This is a genomic window from Ensifer sp. LC163, assembly GCF_001695855.1.
Lineage (GTDB): Bacteria > Pseudomonadota > Alphaproteobacteria > Rhizobiales > Rhizobiaceae > Ensifer.
In genome coordinates this window covers 145,868-161,594 of the sequence record NZ_MBSS01000012.1, presented here as the reverse complement: position 1 = coordinate 161,594, position 15,727 = coordinate 145,868, and the positions used below count along the sequence as shown (strand labels likewise).

17 protein-coding genes are annotated in these 15,727 nt (G+C 61.4%); 9 read left to right on the top strand and 8 right to left on the bottom strand.

The features are described from left to right. Positions 1-17 precede the first annotated feature (17 nt). Both parC and BC360_RS10660 read left to right on the top strand, forming a co-directional pair. The gene (gene parC, locus BC360_RS10665; RefSeq protein ID WP_065795169.1) at positions 18-2,294 is read left to right on the top strand and encodes a DNA topoisomerase IV subunit A; all 2,277 of its coding nucleotides are present in this window, start codon (positions 18-20) and stop codon (positions 2,292-2,294) included. A gap of 147 nt (positions 2,295-2,441) precedes the next feature. After that, a complete protein-coding gene (locus BC360_RS10660) occupies positions 2,442-2,771 on the top strand; it encodes a helix-turn-helix domain-containing protein (RefSeq protein WP_413813738.1) in 330 nt (109 codons plus the stop codon). 46 nt (positions 2,772-2,817) lie between these two features. Here the strand turns inward: BC360_RS10660 and BC360_RS10655 are convergent, their stop codons facing one another. From BC360_RS10655 to hemB, 4 genes are all read right to left on the bottom strand, one after another. Continuing rightward, complete coding sequence (locus BC360_RS10655) at positions 2,818-3,714, bottom strand: DMT family transporter (protein WP_065795168.1); 897 nt, start codon at positions 3,712-3,714, stop codon at positions 2,818-2,820. A 3-nt stretch (positions 3,715-3,717) separates the two neighbouring features. Beyond that, positions 3,718-4,506 carry an arginyltransferase gene (locus BC360_RS10650; RefSeq protein WP_065787196.1) on the bottom strand — a complete coding sequence of 263 codons (789 nt, stop codon included), beginning with the start codon at positions 4,504-4,506 and terminating at the stop codon, positions 3,718-3,720. 135 nt (positions 4,507-4,641) lie between these two features. Next, positions 4,642-5,106 (bottom strand): RDD family protein, encoded by a 465-nt coding sequence (locus BC360_RS10645; RefSeq protein WP_065795167.1) that lies wholly within the window; start codon positions 5,104-5,106, stop codon positions 4,642-4,644. A gap of 102 nt (positions 5,107-5,208) precedes the next feature. After that, positions 5,209-6,225: a porphobilinogen synthase gene (gene hemB / locus BC360_RS10640; RefSeq protein WP_065795166.1), complete on the bottom strand. Its 1,017-nt coding sequence runs from the start codon at positions 6,223-6,225 to the stop codon at positions 5,209-5,211. Between the two features lie 181 nt (positions 6,226-6,406). Here hemB and BC360_RS10635 point away from each other — a divergent pair, with 181 nt between their 5' ends. The 7 genes from BC360_RS10635 to BC360_RS10600 all read left to right on the top strand — a co-directional run bounded on the left by BC360_RS10635 (position 6,407) and on the right by BC360_RS10600 (position 12,919). Continuing rightward, positions 6,407-6,844: a DUF6163 family protein gene (locus BC360_RS10635; RefSeq protein WP_065787342.1), complete on the top strand. Its 438-nt coding sequence runs from the start codon at positions 6,407-6,409 to the stop codon at positions 6,842-6,844. A 130-nt stretch (positions 6,845-6,974) separates the two neighbouring features. Then, the gene (gene ldtR, locus BC360_RS10630) at positions 6,975-7,487 is read left to right on the top strand and encodes a transcriptional regulator LdtR (protein WP_065787193.1); all 513 of its coding nucleotides are present in this window, start codon (positions 6,975-6,977) and stop codon (positions 7,485-7,487) included. A gap of 394 nt (positions 7,488-7,881) precedes the next feature. Beyond that, positions 7,882-9,207 carry a L,D-transpeptidase family protein gene (locus tag BC360_RS10620; protein WP_065795165.1) on the top strand — a complete coding sequence of 442 codons (1,326 nt, stop codon included), beginning with the start codon at positions 7,882-7,884 and terminating at the stop codon, positions 9,205-9,207. Positions 9,208-9,391: 184 nt separating this feature from the next. Then, positions 9,392-10,687 carry a serine hydroxymethyltransferase gene (gene glyA / locus BC360_RS10615; protein ID WP_065787190.1) on the top strand — a complete coding sequence of 432 codons (1,296 nt, stop codon included), beginning with the start codon at positions 9,392-9,394 and terminating at the stop codon, positions 10,685-10,687. Between the two features lie 10 nt (positions 10,688-10,697). Beyond that, positions 10,698-11,171, top strand: a complete 474-nt coding sequence (gene nrdR, locus BC360_RS10610) for a transcriptional regulator NrdR (protein WP_003529310.1) — start codon at positions 10,698-10,700, stop codon at positions 11,169-11,171. Positions 11,172-11,189: 18 nt separating this feature from the next. Further along, the gene (gene ribD / locus BC360_RS10605) at positions 11,190-12,299 is read left to right on the top strand and encodes a bifunctional diaminohydroxyphosphoribosylaminopyrimidine deaminase/5-amino-6-(5-phosphoribosylamino)uracil reductase RibD (protein ID WP_065795164.1); all 1,110 of its coding nucleotides are present in this window, start codon (positions 11,190-11,192) and stop codon (positions 12,297-12,299) included. After that, positions 12,299-12,919, top strand: a complete 621-nt coding sequence (locus tag BC360_RS10600) for a riboflavin synthase (protein ID WP_065787188.1) — start codon at positions 12,299-12,301, stop codon at positions 12,917-12,919. The genes ribD and BC360_RS10600 overlap by 1 nt, the downstream gene beginning before the upstream one ends. A gap of 187 nt (positions 12,920-13,106) precedes the next feature. On the opposite strand, the gene BC360_RS10595 is transcribed toward BC360_RS10600, so the two are convergent. The 4 genes from BC360_RS10595 to BC360_RS10580 form a co-directional block, all read right to left on the bottom strand. After that, on the bottom strand, positions 13,107-13,457 hold the full coding sequence (locus BC360_RS10595) for a hypothetical protein (protein ID WP_065787187.1): 351 nt from the start codon (positions 13,455-13,457) through the stop codon (positions 13,107-13,109). Positions 13,458-13,739: 282 nt separating this feature from the next. Beyond that, a complete protein-coding gene (locus tag BC360_RS10590) occupies positions 13,740-14,321 on the bottom strand; it encodes a GNAT family N-acetyltransferase (protein ID WP_065787186.1) in 582 nt (193 codons plus the stop codon). Positions 14,322-14,358: 37 nt separating this feature from the next. Further along, positions 14,359-14,859, bottom strand: coding sequence for a cupin domain-containing protein (locus tag BC360_RS10585; RefSeq protein ID WP_065787185.1), 501 nt, complete (start codon positions 14,857-14,859; stop codon positions 14,359-14,361). Positions 14,860-15,031: 172 nt separating this feature from the next. Then, positions 15,032-15,724, bottom strand: coding sequence for an HAD family hydrolase (locus tag BC360_RS10580; protein WP_065795554.1), 693 nt, complete (start codon positions 15,722-15,724; stop codon positions 15,032-15,034). Between the last annotated feature and the right edge of the window lie 3 nt (positions 15,725-15,727).

Here is a 15,727-nt window from a genome sequence, read left to right as displayed (position 1 = left end):
TGCGCTAGCAAGAACACATGGGACAAAGCCTTACTCCCCCGTCTGGCGGGGATGATCATATTCAGCCGGTTGACCTGAAGGCGGCGCTGGAAGAGCGTTACCTTGCCTATGCCTTGTCGACCATCATGCATCGTGCGCTTCCGGACGTTCGTGACGGCCTGAAGCCGGTGCATCGGCGCATCGTTCACGCCATGAGCGAGATGGGGCTCAGGCCCAACACCTCGTTCAAGAAATGCGCCCGCATCGTCGGCGACGTCATGGGTAAGTTCCACCCGCACGGCGACGCCTCGATCTACGACGCATTGGTGCGCCTCTCCCAGGAGTTCGCCATCCGATACCCGCTCGTGGACGGGCAGGGCAACTTCGGCAATATCGACGGCGATAACGCCGCCGCCATGCGCTACACCGAAGCGAAGATGACCGACGTCGCCTCGCTGCTGCTAGAAGGTATCGATCAGGACGCGGTGGACTTTCGTCCCACCTATAACGAGGAAGACCAGGAGCCTACCGTGCTTCCCGGCGCCTTCCCGAACCTGCTTGCCAATGGCGCGACCGGCATTGCCGTCGGCATGGCGACATCGATCCCGCCGCACAACGCCCATGAGCTGTGCGATGCGGCGCTGCATCTGATCCGTCATCCCGAGGCAACCGTCGAGGATCTTCTCTACGATCCCGCCAACCCGCAAAAGGGCGGTATCGAGGGGCCGGATTTCCCGACCGGCGGCATCATCGTCGAGAGCCGTGCGAGCATGGCCGAGTCCTATCGCACCGGTCGCGGCGGCTTTCGCGTAAGGGCGCGCTGGGCGTCCGAGGAGCTTGGTCGCGGCGGCTATCAGATCGTCATCACCGAGATCCCCTATCAGGTCCAGAAGTCGCGGCTGATCGAGAAGATCGCCGAGCTGCTCGTCGCGCGCAAACTGCCACTGCTGGAAGATATCAGGGACGAATCGGCTGAAGATATCCGCATCGTGCTGGTGCCGAAGAGCCGTTCGGTCGATGCCGGGATCCTGATGGAATCGCTCTTCAAGCTCACCGAGCTTGAAAGCCGCATCCCGCTCAACATGAACGTATTGTCGATGGGGCGCGTGCCGCGCGTCATGGGGCTCAACGAAGTGCTGACGGAGTGGCTCGCCCATCGCCGCGATGTGCTGCAGCGTCGCTCGCGCCATCGGTTGGCTGCGATCGATCGCCGCCTCGAAATCCTCGGCGGATATCTCGTCGCCTATCTCAATATCGACGAGGTCATCCGGATCATTCGCGAGGAGGATGAGCCGAAGGTCACGATGATGGAGCGGTTTTCGCTCACGGACCTCCAGGCCGAGTCGATCCTCAACATGCGGCTGCGCTCTTTGCGCAAGCTGGAAGAATTCGAGATCCGCACCGAGTTCGATGCGCTGTCGAAGGAAAAGGCCGAGATCGAGGCACTGCTCGCCTCCGAGGAGAAGCAATGGCAGACTGTCGCTTGGGAAATCGGCGAGGTGAAGAAGAAATTCGCCAAGGCGACCGAGATCGGCAAGCGTCGCAGCACCTTTGCCGACGCGCCTGACGCCGACATTGAAGCCATCCAGCAGGCGATGATCGAGAAGGAACCGATCACTGTCGTCATCTCCGAAAAGGGCTGGATCCGTGCGCTGAAGGGCCACATCTCCGATACCTCGACGCTGCAGTTCAAGGAGGGGGATGCGCTGAAGGTCGCGTTTCCGGCCCAGACGACCGACAAGATCCTCGTCTTCACGACGGGCGGTAAGGTCTACACGCTCGGCGGTGACAAGCTGCCCGGTGGCCGCGGTCATGGCGAACCCTTGCGCATTATCGTCGACATGGAAAACGACCAGGACGTGCTGACGGCGTTCGTGCACGATCCGGCGAGAAAGCTCATCGTTTCGTCGGCGGCGGGCAATGGCTTCGTTGTTGCCGAGGGCGATATCGTTGCCAATACCCGCAAGGGCAAGCAGGTGATGAACGTCGCCATGCCCGACGAAGCCAAGCTGGTCGTGCCGGTCAAGGGCGACCACGTCGCGGTGGTCGGGGAAAACCGCAAGATGCTCGTCTTCCCGCTGGTGCAGATTCCGGAAATGGCGCGCGGCAAGGGTGTCCGACTGCAGCGCTACAAGGATGGCGGTATCTCCGACATCCGCTGCTTTGCGATTGCGGACGGTCTCGTCTGGGAGGACAGCGCTGGCCGCGTCTTTACCAAGAGCAAGGACGAACTGATCGAGTGGCTGGCCGATCGTGCCTCTGCCGGCCGCGTCGTGCCGAAGGGCTTCCCGCGCAGCGGCAAGTTCAGCGGCTGATTCATCGCTCCCTGCGCGGCTCGGTTGCGCAGGCTTGTTACCCGGATTCTGCCTAAGCGATCTGAAAATTAGTCGAATGCCCCGTTTTCGGCGCTTGAAAGCAACGTGCGGTCGTGGATCAATAATCATCCCAACAGGATGAAGACGATGCCGAATTCTGCTGCCCTTGACGACATTCTCCTCGCGCTCGCAAATCCGGTTCGCCGGCGGATATTCGAAATATTGCTCGGCGGTGAGACCCGGGTCGTCGAGGTGGCCGCCGCCGTCGCTGTCACGCCTGATGCGCTCGAGCAGCATCTGCGCATCCTTGAGGAGGCCTGCCTGGTTTCGCGGCTGCCTGCCCGCGATGGGGAGGCCGTATGCGGCAATCCCGCGCCTCTTGATGTCGCTGCCGCATGGATCGACATGAACCGCGAGCTCTGGTCGATGCACGTCCAGGTTCCGAGTTCTTCGGAGGCCGATAGAACGCCAACCTGACGATCGCGCTTGGCGGATATCTTTGCCACCCCGAGGCGGTCGCGATCTATTCGGGGCAGGGCAACGCTGCGCGCGCGGCCCGGCTGCGCACCTGCCAGAGAGAGTGGCCGATCAGCGCAAAGATCAGGATTGCGCCGCCGGCAAGCGTCTGCGTCGTCGGGCTTTCGGCGAAGACGAGCCAGACCCAGATCGGCGCCAGGATGGTCTCGAGCAGATAGAACATGCCCACTTCCGGGGCTGACAGGAAGCGTGGCCCTGTCGCCAGACAGAAAAATGCAAGCGGGATCATCACCAGGCCGTTGAACAGGATATATTCCGGAGCCGCGATCGAGAAGCCGCCGGGCGGCAGGAGCAGAAGCGCGACTGCCGCCGGGAAAATGGCGGTCACCAGCGGCACCAAGGCCATGTCGCGGCCGCTTGCCCGGCTGATGGTGATGGCGCTGGCAAGCAGGAAGGCCGAACTCGCCGCCATCGCGTCACCGAAGAGATGTCCGCTCTCAAGCCCGTCCTGCACGATCAGCCCGACGCCGATCACCATGGCTGCCATTGTCACCAGCGTTGCGTTGGAGGGGCGTTCCTTCAGGAAAATCCAGGAGAGCAGCGCGGCGAACATCGATGTGAAGGCAAGAATGAAGACGACGTTTGCCGTCGACGTGTTGAAGACGGCCAGCAGGAACGTGCACGAATTGATGCCGTAGAACAGGCCGACGACGAGCCCGGCCTTGCCCGGAATGAGCGAGATCTTGCGGCCAAGCAGCCGATTGATCACGAACCATGCCAAAAGCCCGATGAAGAAGGTCGAAAGGCTTCGCACGGCGAGCAGCGACCAGACCTCTCCGCCGGCGGAGCGGATGAGCGGAATGTCGAAGGAGAGAGCAAGGCCGCCAAGGCCGGTGATGGCAAGTCCGCGCCGGTGTAGCGCGGCATCAGTGGTAGGGCTCAATTTTCAATCCGTTTTCGTGGGGGGTGTTTCGGAGTCAGCGTCAGAGCCATCGTAACGCTCCCAGCCGCGCGGCATAAGGTGCTCCTGCGGCAAAAATTTCGTCTTGTATCCCATCTTGCGCGAACCCTTGACCCAATAGCCGAGGTAGACGTGCGGGAGGCCGCGCTCCTTGGCGCGCCGGATATGATCGAGAATCATGAAGGTGCCGAGCGAGCGGTCTTCATGTGCCGGGTCGAAGAAGGAATAGACCATCGAAAGCCCATCGCCCATGCGGTCGGTCAGCGCCGTCGCAATCAGCGGCCCGCGGGCCCTCTCGCTGATGCCGTCGCCTTCGACCCTCAGCCGGTATTCGATGATCTTCGTGTGCACATGCGTGTCCTCGACCATCATCGCATAGTCGAGAACCGACATGTCGGACATGCCGCCTTTTTGATGCCGTCGGTCAAGGTAGCGGCGGAAGAGGTTGTACTGTTCGCTCGATGGTTCGGCCGGGTATTCCGACGAGATCACGTCGCTGTTGGTCGCAAGCACGCGGCGCATCGACCGGCTCGGCGAGAATTCGTTGGCGAGAATGCGAACGGAAATGCAGGCGCGACAGGTTTCGCAGGCGGGCCGATAGGCGATGTTCTGCGAGCGGCGGAAACCGCCCTGGGTCAGGAGGTCGTTAAGTTCCGGTGCGCGCTCGCCCACCATGTGGGTAAACACCTTTCGCTCCATCTCGTTCGGCAGATATGGGCAGGCTGCCGGTGCAGTGAGATAGAATTGCGGAGACGGTGTGGTCTGTGTGTTCATCGAGTGCGGCGGTCACTCTTCGCGCGGTTGTTCATGACAGTAGCATGGCGGAAGAATGGAAAACGTCAACTCACACGTTTGGGGCGGTTGCCCCTTGCGAGTGGATTGTTCGTTGTCGATTGGCTTCGGCAGTGATCAGTAGGTATCGCGACGGACCGTTACGGTACCGATCAGCAGATCGTGCAGCAGACGGCTGCGATCCGTAAACAGGCCAATCAGCAGAATCAGCGGCGTCAACAGCGCGTTGGCGATCCAGAAGATGACCAGATGCACGATCGCCGTCAGGAAATCCATCGGCCGCCCGTCCGTGCGCGCAATCGCCAGTCCCATCATCCGCATGCCGGGCGATGCCTGCTCGCGGCCGCCAACGGTCGCGCCGAAATAGATCATCGCCACCAGTGCGAAAAGCACGGGATAGAGCAGGAAACCGAGGCCGAGCGTCAGGATGCCGAGGAAGAACACGACAACGGCGGCCGGAATCCACAACAGGGCGATGATGACGTAATCGAGAATGAAGGCGAACACCCGTCGCGACAGCACACCCTGATAGGCGCGCCAGTCATTGCTCGGCAGCCGCAGTTCTTCGTTGTGCATGGTCATCTCGTAGGGCCTCGCATGGTTGCAAGTTCGATATGGGATGCCATTGCGTGCAAAACAAGGATTTCCATCTTCGGCCCTGTGCTGCCTGCAAATGTGGGGGCGTTACCGCCCCTTGGCCAGGATCTTTGCGACTTCGATGGCGAAGTAGCTGAGAATGCCATCGCAGCCGGCGCGCTTGAAGGCGAGCAGCGTTTCGAGCATCACCTTCTCGCCGTCGATCCAGCCGTTGGCGGCCGCGGCCTTGACCTGCGAGTATTCGCCGGACACCTGATAGGCGAAAACCGGCAGGCCAAAGGCCTCTTTCATGCGCCAGCAGATGTCGAGATAGGGTAGACCCGGCTTGACCATCAGCATGTCGGCGCCTTCTTCGACGTCGAGAGCGGCGTCGCGGATGGCCTCCGTGCCGTTGGCGGGGTCGATATAATAGGTCTTCTTGTCGCCCTTCAGCAGGCCACCGGTGCCGATCGCCTCGCGGTAGGGGCCGTAGAAGCCGGAGGCGAATTTCGTCGCATAGGCCATGATGCCGACATTCTGGTGGCCCGCGGCGTCGAGCGCCTGACGGATCGCTCCGATGCGGCCATCCATCATGTCGGAAGGCGCGATGATGTCGGCGCCGGCGTCGGCCTGGCCGACGGCAGCCCTCGAGATCATTTCCACCGTCTCGTCGTTGACGATTTCACCGTTGCGCAGGATGCCGTCATGACCATGGCTGGTGAACGGGTCGAGCGCCACGTCGGTGATGACGCCGATGTTCGGCACGGCTTTCTTGAAGGCGCGTGTCGCCTGATTGATGAGATTGTCGGCGGCGAGGCTGTTGGAGCCGGTTTCGTCGCGCAGCGACAGATCTATGTTGGGGAAGGTGGCGATTGCCGGGATGCCGAGATCGGCAGCTTCCTTCACCGCTTCCACTGCCTTGTCGATGCTCATGCGGTTGACGCCCGGCATGGCGTCGATCGGTTGCACGATGTTGCTGCCCGGCACGATGAAGATCGGCCAGATCAGGTCATCGACCGTCAGGCGGTTCTCCTGCACGAGCCGGCGCGTCCAGTCGGCCTTGCGGTTGCGGCGCATGCGGCGGTGGCCGGTAATCCTGTCCACAAGATTCGTCCTGTCGTTCATCGCGCCGCGCCTTTCCCTGGAAACTGTGAATAGGCATGCGCTTTATCATGTGCGGGCCGCGCTTGGGAACTGCGCCGCGCACAACCGGGCTGCGGCATTTCTTCCCTTTGACGAGCCACGGCGGGGGAGGGGGCGTCCTTCGTGCTGGCGGATGGCGTCGACCCGCCCTATCTTGCCGCTCATGCTTCATGATTCTGCCCATGTGCCGAAACCATCGCTGACCGAGATCCTTTTCGGTCTGTTCCTGCGGCTGGTGTCTGCCTCGTGCTTCTGGTTCGCACTGAATTATTGGGCGATGCTGATCGGCTTCTCCCATGGGGGTGCCGGCCGTTTCGATCTGCTGACGCCGGAGTGGCGGGCGGCGGCTACGGCACTTGCCGTGGTTTACCCGGTCGCTGCCCTCGGGCTGTGGCTGCTGGTGTCCTGGGGGCCGGTGGTCTGGGTGCTGGCGGCAGCGATCGAGATCGCGATGTACGAGTTCTATCCCGTCAGTTTCGGCACCCGTCCGCTGCTGGTTGCGCTGCACATTGCCGTCGCCGTCACCTTCGTTCTTTTCAGGGCCGCGCTGCTCTATCAACGCTTCCGGCGGGCGAGACAGGTAAGAGTTGATTCACCCTGAGACAGACTCGCCGATTGGTAAGCTCATGTTAAGGCTGCGGTTTAAGTAGAATTTTAGACGTATTCGATAGGGTCTCACTCAAGGCGGGAAGACAAACAGACACCGCCAAACAAAACAGTGAGGCAGTCAAATGAACACGAAGATGAAGCCGCAGGCGGCTCAGCCCCGAGACCCTCAGGAAGAAACCATCCGCGGTCTCTACATGGAATCCCTCCACCTCGTCGAGCGTCTGCACCGCCGCCTGCTCGACGTCATCAAGGACGAGTTCGACCGCCAGGGTCGCGACGACGTCAACGCCGTCCAGGCTCTATTGCTCTTCAACATCGGCAACTCCGAACTGACCGCCGGCGAGCTTCGCTCCCGCGGCTACTACCTCGGCTCGAACGTCTCCTACAACGTCAAGAAGCTCGTCGATCTCGGCCTCATCAACCACCAGCGCTCGCGCGTCGACCGTCGTTCGGTCCGCATCAGCCTGACGGAAGACGGCCAGGAAATCGCAGAAACCGTCGCCAAGCTCTACGAGCGTCACATCGGCTCGATCCAGAAGGTCGGCGGCATCGGTTCTGACGAATTCACCCAGATGAACAAGCTGCTGCAGCGGCTCGATCGCTTCTGGAACGACAGCATCATGTACCGCCTGTAATCGAAATAGCATACCTCCAGTTCAAGGGCCGGACGCAATCCCTGCGTGTCCGGCCTTTGCCGTTTTTTCGGCCGCGGCAATGTTGCCGAAAGGCCGCAGCAGCCTAAAGCAAGAGGCGTGCCACACCGCTTCGGCCGGGGTCGGAGACACGAATTGGCCATATTGCTGTGACAGCGACGAAGACATGCGGTAGGTGCCGGCCACGTGTTTTCATCGACGTGGATTCGTTTCGCGTACGCCTGCCGGATGAGGGTCCTCGCTCGCGGTATCGTGAAATCATGTGAGGGCAGGGTGGCTCGTTGGTTGACCTTTGTTAACCACGATCGTGTTAGGGCTCCGGCAACATGCGTGCCTGCGCATAGGGCGCGTGCCAACGCATTGGGATGGTAGGAATATGTCGAAAAAGAATGGAATTGATGCATTCTCGCGCCGTGCATTTCTGCGCTCGGCCGCAACCTTCGGTGCCGTCGCTTGGGCGGGAGCCGCAAGCGCGCAGGACGCCCTGAACGAGATCATCAATTCGCCACGCCGCGGCTCCTGGGACGACCAGTATGATGCCAAGGCATCGCGCACGGCGACCACAGTCGTTTCCAATACGCCGGTCTTCGGCCCGGAGACGATCAACCATGTCCAGCAGGCGATCTTCGACTATCAGAACATCGTTTCGTCGGGCGGTTGGCCGATGGTGGCAACCAGCGTCAAGCTCGAACTCGGCGTCACCGATCCCTCGGTGCAGCAGCTGCGCCAGCGCCTGATGGTTTCCGGCGACCTGCCGCAGTCTGCCGGTATCTCGTCGTCCTTCGATTCCTACGTCGACGGCGCGGTCAAGCGCTTCCAGGCCCGCCACGGCCTGCCGGCGGACGGCGTCATCGGCGAATACACACTGAAGGCCATCAACGTTCCGGCGACCACCCGTCTCGGCCAGTTGCAGACCAACCTTGTGCGCCTGCAGTCGATGTCCGGCGATCTCGGCCGCCGCTATGTGATGGTCAACATTCCGGCCGCCTACATCGAAGCTGTGGAGAACGGCCGCGTTGCGCTGCGTCACACTGCCATCGTCGGCAAGATCGACCGCCAGTCGCCGATCCTCAACTCCAAGATCTACGAGGTCATCCTCAACCCCTATTGGACCGCGCCGCGCTCGATCATCCAGAAGGATATCATGCCGCTGATGCGCAAGGATCCGACCTACCTGAAGCGCAACGCCATTCGTCTGTTCGACGGCAGCGGCAGCGAAGTGTCGCCGGAGACGGTCGACTGGAATGCCGAGAAGGCACCGAACCTGATGTTCCGTCAGGATCCGGGCAAGATCAACGCGATGTCGTCGACGAAGATCAACTTCCACAACGAGCATCAGGTCTACATGCACGACACGCCGCAGCAGGGCCTGTTCAACAAGCTGATGCGTTTCGAATCGTCCGGCTGCGTCCGCGTCCAGAACGTTCGCGACCTTTCGAGCTGGCTCTTGAAGGAAACACCCGGCTGGTCGCGCCAGCAGATGGAAGCCACGATCAAGACCGGCGTCAACACGCCGATCACGCTGGCCGAAGAGGTTCCGGTCTTCTTCACCTACATCACCGCCTGGTCGGCGATGGATGGCGTCGTCCAGTTCCGCGACGACATCTATCAGCGCGATGGCGCGACAGAACTGGCACTGCAGACCCCCTATGGCCTCGAGCAATCCTCCGGCTCGGTCGAGTCCGACGCTTTGCCGCAATAAGCAAAGTCGGGACAATAATTTGAAAAAGCCGCGCTTCCCTTGGCAGCGCGGCTTTTTCGTTGATCCACGGCTGCGATGTTTAGGCGCGGCAGATGGGGGAAATGACGCAAACCGCACAGCGGATATTGCTCTCGCCGTGCGAGGAAGCTAAAGAACTGCCACCTTTGAGAGGAGCCTCGCGCCGATGCTTGCACAGAACAATGATGCCTTCTTCACCCGCTCTCTCGCCGACAGCGATCCGGAAATCTTCGGTGCGATCGAAAAGGAGCTGGGTCGCCAGCGCCACGAGATCGAACTGATCGCGTCCGAGAACATCGTTTCGCGCGCCGTGCTCGAGGCCCAGGGCTCGATCATGACCAACAAATACGCCGAGGGCTATCCGGGCAAGCGCTATTACGGCGGCTGCCAGTTCGTTGATATCGCCGAGGAATTGGCGATCGAACGCGCCAAGAAGCTCTTCGGCGTCAAGTACGTCAACGTCCAGCCGAACTCCGGCTCGCAGATGAACCAGGCCGTGTTCCTCGCGCTCCTGCAGCCGGGCGACACGTTCATGGGCCTCGACCTCAATTCGGGCGGTCACCTGACGCACGGCTCGCCGGTCAACATGTCCGGCAAGTGGTTCAACGTGGTTTCCTACGGCGTTCGCGAGAGCGATCACCTGCTCGACATGGACGATGTCGCCGAGAAAGCACGCCAGCATAAGCCGAAGCTGATCATCGCCGGTGGTACCGCCTATTCCCGCATCTGGGACTGGAAGCGCTTCCGCGAGATCGCCGACGAAATCGGCGCTTATTTGATGGTCGACATGGCTCACATTGCCGGCCTCGTTGCCGGCGACCAGCATCCGTCGCCGGTCCCGCATTGCCACGTTGCCACGACCACCACGCACAAGTCGTTGCGCGGTCCGCGCGGGGGCATGATCCTGACCAATGACGAGGATATCGCCAAGAAGATCAACTCGGCGGTCTTCCCGGGTCTCCAGGGCGGCCCGTTGATGCATGTCATCGCCGCCAAGGCCGTTGCCTTCGGTGAAGCGCTGCAGCCGTCCTTCAAGGACTATGCGGCCCAGGTCGTCAAGAACGCCCGCACGCTTGCCGAGACGCTCAAGGCGAACGGTCTCGACATCGTGTCCGGCGGCACCGACAACCACCTGATGCTGGTCGATCTGCGCAAGAAGAATGCGACCGGCAAGCGCGCCGAGGCAGCCCTCGGCCGCGCCTATGTCACCTGCAACAAGAACGGCATCCCGTTCGATCCCGAAAAGCCGTTCGTCACCTCGGGTGTCCGTCTCGGCACTCCGGCCGGCACGACCCGCGGCTTCAAGGAAGCCGAATTCAAGGAAATCGGTGAGCTGATCGTCGAAGTGCTCGACGGCCTCAAGGTCGCCAACTCCGACGAAGGCAATGCTGCCGTCGAAGCTGGTGTGCGCGAGAAGGTGATGAAGCTCACCGGCCGCTTCCCGATGTACGGCTACATGTGATCGGCTGATCATGCGCTGCCCCTATTGCGGTTCCGAAGACAGCCAGGTGAAGGACAGCCGTCCGGCAGAGGACGGTAATGCCATTCGTCGTCGCCGTATCTGCCCGGATTGCGGCGGTCGCTTCACGACCTTTGAGCGGGTGCAGCTGCGTGAGCTGATGATTATCAAGAAGACCGGTCGGAAGGTGCCTTTCGACCGGGACAAGCTGCTGCGGTCTTTCGAGATCGCGCTGAGAAAGCGCCCGGTCGATCGCGACCGCATCGAGCGGGCGGTTTCCGGCATCGTTCGACGGCTCGAAAGCTCCGGTGAGACCGAAATCCCTTCGGAAGAGATCGGCCTGCAGGTGCTTGAAGCGCTGAAGAGCCTCGACGACGTTGCGTTCGTGCGTTACGCATCGGTCTATAGGGATTTCTCCCACGCCGAAGATTTCGAGAAGGTCATCGCCGAGATCAGCGCCAAGATTGCGCGCGACCCCGGCGAATAGGAAAGTGCCCGGATCGCCATGGCCAACCCCACCCGAGAGGACGAGAGGTTCATGGCGGCGGCGCTGCGGCTGGCTCGCCATCATCTCGGACAGACATCCACCAATCCTTCCGTCGCCTGCCTGATCGTCCAGGATGGCCTTGTCGTCGGACGTGCCGTGACCGCCAGAAGCGGTCGCCCGCATGCCGAAGCCCAGGCGCTCGCCGAAGCCGGCGAGCGGGCACGGGGCGCGACTGCCTATGTCACGCTCGAACCCTGTTCGCACCACGGCAAGACGCCGCCCTGCGCCGATGCGCTGGTCGCCTCCGGCGTTGCCCGCGTCGTTATTTCGATCCTCGACCCTGACGAACGCGTCGCCGGCCGCGGCGTCGTGCGTTTGCGTGATGCCGGAATCACGGTCGATATTGGCGTTCTGCAGGAGGAGGGGCATCGCGCGCTCGAAGCCTATCTCATGCGGCAGGTCAGCAAGCGCCCGCATGTGACTCTGAAGCTTGCCGTTTCCGCCGACGGCATGATCGGACGTATGGGCGCTGGGCAGGTCCGCATCACCGGCCCGATTTCGAGGGCGCAAGTCCAGATCCTCAGGGCGCAAACCGATGCGATCCTGGTGGGCATCGGTACGGCGACTGCCGATGACCCGGAATTGACCGTGCGTCTGCCTGGACTGGAGGACCGCTCGCCCATCCGCATCGTCCTCGATCGGCGGCTGGACCTTTCGCCCGGATCAAAGCTCGCGCAGTCGGCACGGCAGGTCCCGGTGATTGTCGTGTCAGGCGAGCCGTTGGCGCAATCGGAACTGGAGCCGGCCGGCGACCGGGCTGCCCGCCGTACGGCGCTCGAGGCCGCCGGCGTCGAGGTGCTGGAAACCGGAACGGTTGCCGATCTGCTGACGGCGCTCGGCTCGCGCGGCATTTCCTCGCTGCTCGTCGAAGGCGGTGCGGTTGCCGCGCGCGCTTTCCTGGACGCTGGCCTCGTCGATCGCATTCAGATCTATACCGGCCCGCAAAGCATTGGCGAAAACGGCATCGCGTCCCCATTTGATCGGAAGTCCGTGCCCGCCGGCTTCACGCTCGTCAATTCCGCGCGATACGGCGACGACCGTTTCGAAGAATACGAAAGAGAGAACTGATGTTCACAGGCATTGTCACTGATATCGGTACCGTTGATGCCGTTACGCCGCTGAAGGAAGGCGTGAAGCTGCGTGTCGCCACCAGCTACGATCCGAAGACCATCGATATGGGGGCTTCCATCGCCCATTCCGGCGTTTGCCTGACGGTCACGGCTTTGCCGGATGGTGGCAGCAACGAGCGCTGGTTCGAGGTCGAGGCGTGGGAAGAGGCTTTGCGGCTGACGACCATCGCCGGCTGGAAAAAGGGCACGCGCATCAATCTCGAGCGGTCATTGAAGATCGGCGATGAGCTTGGTGGCCATCTCGTTTCCGGCCATATCGACGACAGGGCCGAGGTTCTCTCGGTCGAATCCGAAGGGGACGCCGTCCGGTTCCGTCTGCGCGCGCCCTTGCACCTGGCAAAGTTCGTTGCACCCAAGGGCTCCGTTGCACTCGACGGCACATCGCTCACGGTCAACAAGGTCGATGGCGCCGAGTTCGATGTGCTCTTGATCCGGCATTCCCTTGAGGTCACGACCTGGGGCGAACGCCAGGCTGGCGATTTCGTCAACTTCGAAGTCGATACGATGGCGCGCTATGCGGCGCGCCTTGCGGAATTTCCCACGCCGAAGGCCGAGTAAACTTTTCCATCACCCAGGCTCGACAAGGCGCACCCTCTCCGAGGTGGAGTTGGTGCGCCTTCTATCGATTGGCTACAGCGCCGCGCGTCTATTTAGACGCGCAAAGGTCGCTGTAACACTTTGAGTTGCTGCATAATTTTGTCCTTAAATCGATTCCGATTTAAGGAATTATGCAGTATGCAACGCTTCAACGCATGTAGATGGTCAGGCTGCCGTCGGCGCTCTGTTCGGCGCCGGCTATATTGTCCATTTCCACATTCTGCCCCTTAAGCTTGGCGGCGAGTTCAGAGTTGGCGTTTACGGCAGCTTGCAGGGCCGCGCGCTGCTCTGCCGTACCGTGGTCGATCCACATGCGCGTCTGGTTCTGTTCACTCAACGTATCGACATTGACGATGGTGACGTTTTCGCCCTTGAAGTCGCGAACCGTCTGCTCGATCTCGGCCGGCCAGTTCATTTTTGCGTCTTGGGCGGAGGGTATTCCTACAAATGTCAGGGAAGAGAAGGCAGCAATGATTGATAGCTTGGATATGCGGTTCATGATCATGCTCCTTGGTTGTCTGCGGCGCAGTGACCGGTACCTGATACCCGAACGCAATCCCCGATGCGGGTTTCTGGAGGGCCTCCTGGGGCTGCATATCGCAGCCACCAGCAGGCTACATTTACGGGTTGCTCGACCCGCAGGAAAAAGTGTTGGATTACTTCGACTTGTCGGCCGTGTTGCCTTGAGGCGATAACTCGCCCCGTCCGACGCTCGGCAATTTTGCCTGCAATCTAGACGTTTCGATGGCGCTTTTCGTCAGAAAGACAATTGTGGATTGTTTTACGTGTCCGAATGCGCCGGTATTTGCCCTAAACGGACCTTGCCTGCGCCAACAATCGTTCGTTGTCGCTCGAACATGATCACATGCGTGCCGTGATAGGTCGTGCGCCAGCATTCCTTGAAGCCCTGCTTTTCGGCGACACGGACCGAGGCGCGGTTGCCGACATCGATGATGCAGGTTTTCCGCAGCTTGGGAAACTGCCGATCGGCCCATTCGAGCGCGGCGCTGACCGCCTCGGTCGCAAGCCCCTGGCCGTGCGCCTTCGGAGAGAGCGCCCAGCCGGTTTCCATCGTTCCTTCGAGCGACGGCGTGATCAGGCGATGCACGTCGTGAAACCCGGCTTCGCCGAGAAAGGTGCCGGTTGCTCGATCCTGGATGGCGAAGAAGCCGAAGCCGAAATAGTGCCACATGCCGACCTGGCGCAAGAAGCGCGTCCAGGATTGCTCTCGTGTATAGGGAACGCCGCCGACGAAACGCGTGACCTCGCTGTCGGCAAACAGGGCGGCATAGGCAGAGAAGTCGTCACGTCGATAGGGACGCAGGACCAGGCGTTCGGTCTCGATGATAGGAACACTGTGCATCTTTTATCCGCTGCTATTGGTTTGGAAGGTGGGATGATCAGATACCGGGCTCGCCGTCCCAGTAGTCGACGGCACTCTCGGCCCGCCCGACGAACCGGAAGCGTCGCTCGCCCGCGGCCGTGCGTGTTTTTGCGAGGAACTTGCCGGAATCCGGATATTCGCAGATCTCGGTCGCGGCCATTGTCGAGATCGAGAGATATTTGAGCGGCACCGTTCCGGTGTTGATCAGGTGATGCGCCGTCTCCGGCCCGCCCGCTGGGGCACCGAGGATGTCGCCCGGCCCAACGGCGTAACGCTCCGTCCCGAACCGATAGGTGCCTTGGCCCTCGAGGATGATGAACAGCTCTTCTTCGACATGGTGATTGTGGAAGGGGCAACCGGACTTTCCCGGTGGCACTTCGCCATATCCGACGCCGAGATCTTTCAGGCCAAGCTGTCTGCCGAAAGAGGTGTCGCGTGACTCAAAGAACGTGCCTTCGGACCAATGGTCGAGAGCAAGGTCCCTTGGGTTGACGATGGGTTTGTTTGTGTCCGCCATGTATTCCTCCCGGCGCTATCGTCGTCGCACGGAGCGACCTTTGCTGGTCATCCGTGTCGCGCGACTGACTTTTGGTCAACCGACAATCGGTCAGGTGTCCGGCGGCGGCCATTCGCTCCCGCGGGCGCTCTCGCATTCGACTGATGGGGAGAGGCGCATGACAATGCTGCCGTCAGGCAGGGGCATGGGCGCCTCGCGAATTGTGTAGGAGGGCGTCGCGTACCTCGCCGAGGTGGCTGGCGACGCTGACGCAAAGAGCGCGGATCTCCTCGGTTGCCACGAGCAGATCCGGCACCATGATCGTCATCATGCCCGCCGATGATGCGGAACGCACGCCGTTATGGCTGTCCTCAAGCGCCAGGCAAAGCTCGGGCGCGACATCGAGCCGCCGGGCAGCTGTCAGGAAAGGCTCGGGATGCGGCTTGCCCAGTTGATAGTCGCCGTGGGCGACGACGACAGGGAAGCGGTCGAGCAATCCATGGAGGCCGAGGTTTCGCTCGACATCGTGATGCTGGGACGATGTCGCGATCGCAAAGGGAATGTCGAGGTCTTCCAGTGAGCCGATGAGCTCGACCACGCCAGGTTTCAACCGCAGTTCGGTCGTTGCCTGAATATGAAAGGCGGCTGCCGCCTGTTCCCAGAACAAGTCGAGATCGAAGTCTGCTCCGAAGTGCTTGCTCAGAGATTGTCGCGTTGCTTCCCCTGAAAGACCTATCGTCGCGAGATAAAGCGACAGCGGCATGGTCTGCCCGAGCGCCTTTGCAGCCGCAAGCATCGCGTCGCGATAGAGTGCCTCGGTATCGAACAACAGGCCGTCCATGTCGAAGACGACGGCCTGAGGCATGCGGGGCAGACGTATAGACATCGA

Excerpts from the sequence above, each read along its gene's own strand:
- BC360_RS10600 (WP_065787188.1), top strand. The coding sequence starts at position 12,299 with ATGTTCACAGGCATTGTCACTGATATCGGTACCGTTGATGCCGTTACG.
- ribD (WP_065795164.1), top strand. The coding sequence starts at position 11,190 with ATGGCCAACCCCACCCGAGAGGACGAGAGGTTCATGGCGGCGGCGCTG.
- BC360_RS10660 (WP_413813738.1), top strand. The coding sequence starts at position 2,442 with ATGCCGAATTCTGCTGCCCTTGACGACATTCTCCTCGCGCTCGCAAAT.
- glyA (WP_065787190.1), top strand. The coding sequence starts at position 9,392 with ATGCTTGCACAGAACAATGATGCCTTCTTCACCCGCTCTCTCGCCGAC.
- hemB (WP_065795166.1), bottom strand. The coding sequence starts at position 6,225 with ATGAACGACAGGACGAATCTTGTGGACAGGATTACCGGCCACCGCCGC.
- nrdR (WP_003529310.1), top strand. The coding sequence starts at position 10,698 with ATGCGCTGCCCCTATTGCGGTTCCGAAGACAGCCAGGTGAAGGACAGC.
- BC360_RS10585 (WP_065787185.1), bottom strand. The coding sequence starts at position 14,859 with ATGGCGGACACAAACAAACCCATCGTCAACCCAAGGGACCTTGCTCTC.
- ldtR (WP_065787193.1), top strand. The coding sequence starts at position 6,975 with ATGAACACGAAGATGAAGCCGCAGGCGGCTCAGCCCCGAGACCCTCAG.
- BC360_RS10635 (WP_065787342.1), top strand. The coding sequence starts at position 6,407 with ATGCTTCATGATTCTGCCCATGTGCCGAAACCATCGCTGACCGAGATC.
- BC360_RS10650 (WP_065787196.1), bottom strand. The coding sequence starts at position 4,506 with ATGAACACACAGACCACACCGTCTCCGCAATTCTATCTCACTGCACCG.
- BC360_RS10645 (WP_065795167.1), bottom strand. The coding sequence starts at position 5,106 with ATGACCATGCACAACGAAGAACTGCGGCTGCCGAGCAATGACTGGCGC.
- BC360_RS10595 (WP_065787187.1), bottom strand. The coding sequence starts at position 13,457 with ATGAACCGCATATCCAAGCTATCAATCATTGCTGCCTTCTCTTCCCTG.
- BC360_RS10590 (WP_065787186.1), bottom strand. The coding sequence starts at position 14,321 with ATGCACAGTGTTCCTATCATCGAGACCGAACGCCTGGTCCTGCGTCCC.
- parC (WP_065795169.1), top strand. The coding sequence starts at position 18 with ATGGGACAAAGCCTTACTCCCCCGTCTGGCGGGGATGATCATATTCAG.
- BC360_RS10620 (WP_065795165.1), top strand. The coding sequence starts at position 7,882 with ATGTCGAAAAAGAATGGAATTGATGCATTCTCGCGCCGTGCATTTCTG.
- BC360_RS10580 (WP_065795554.1), bottom strand. The coding sequence starts at position 15,724 with ATGTCTATACGTCTGCCCCGCATGCCTCAGGCCGTCGTCTTCGACATG.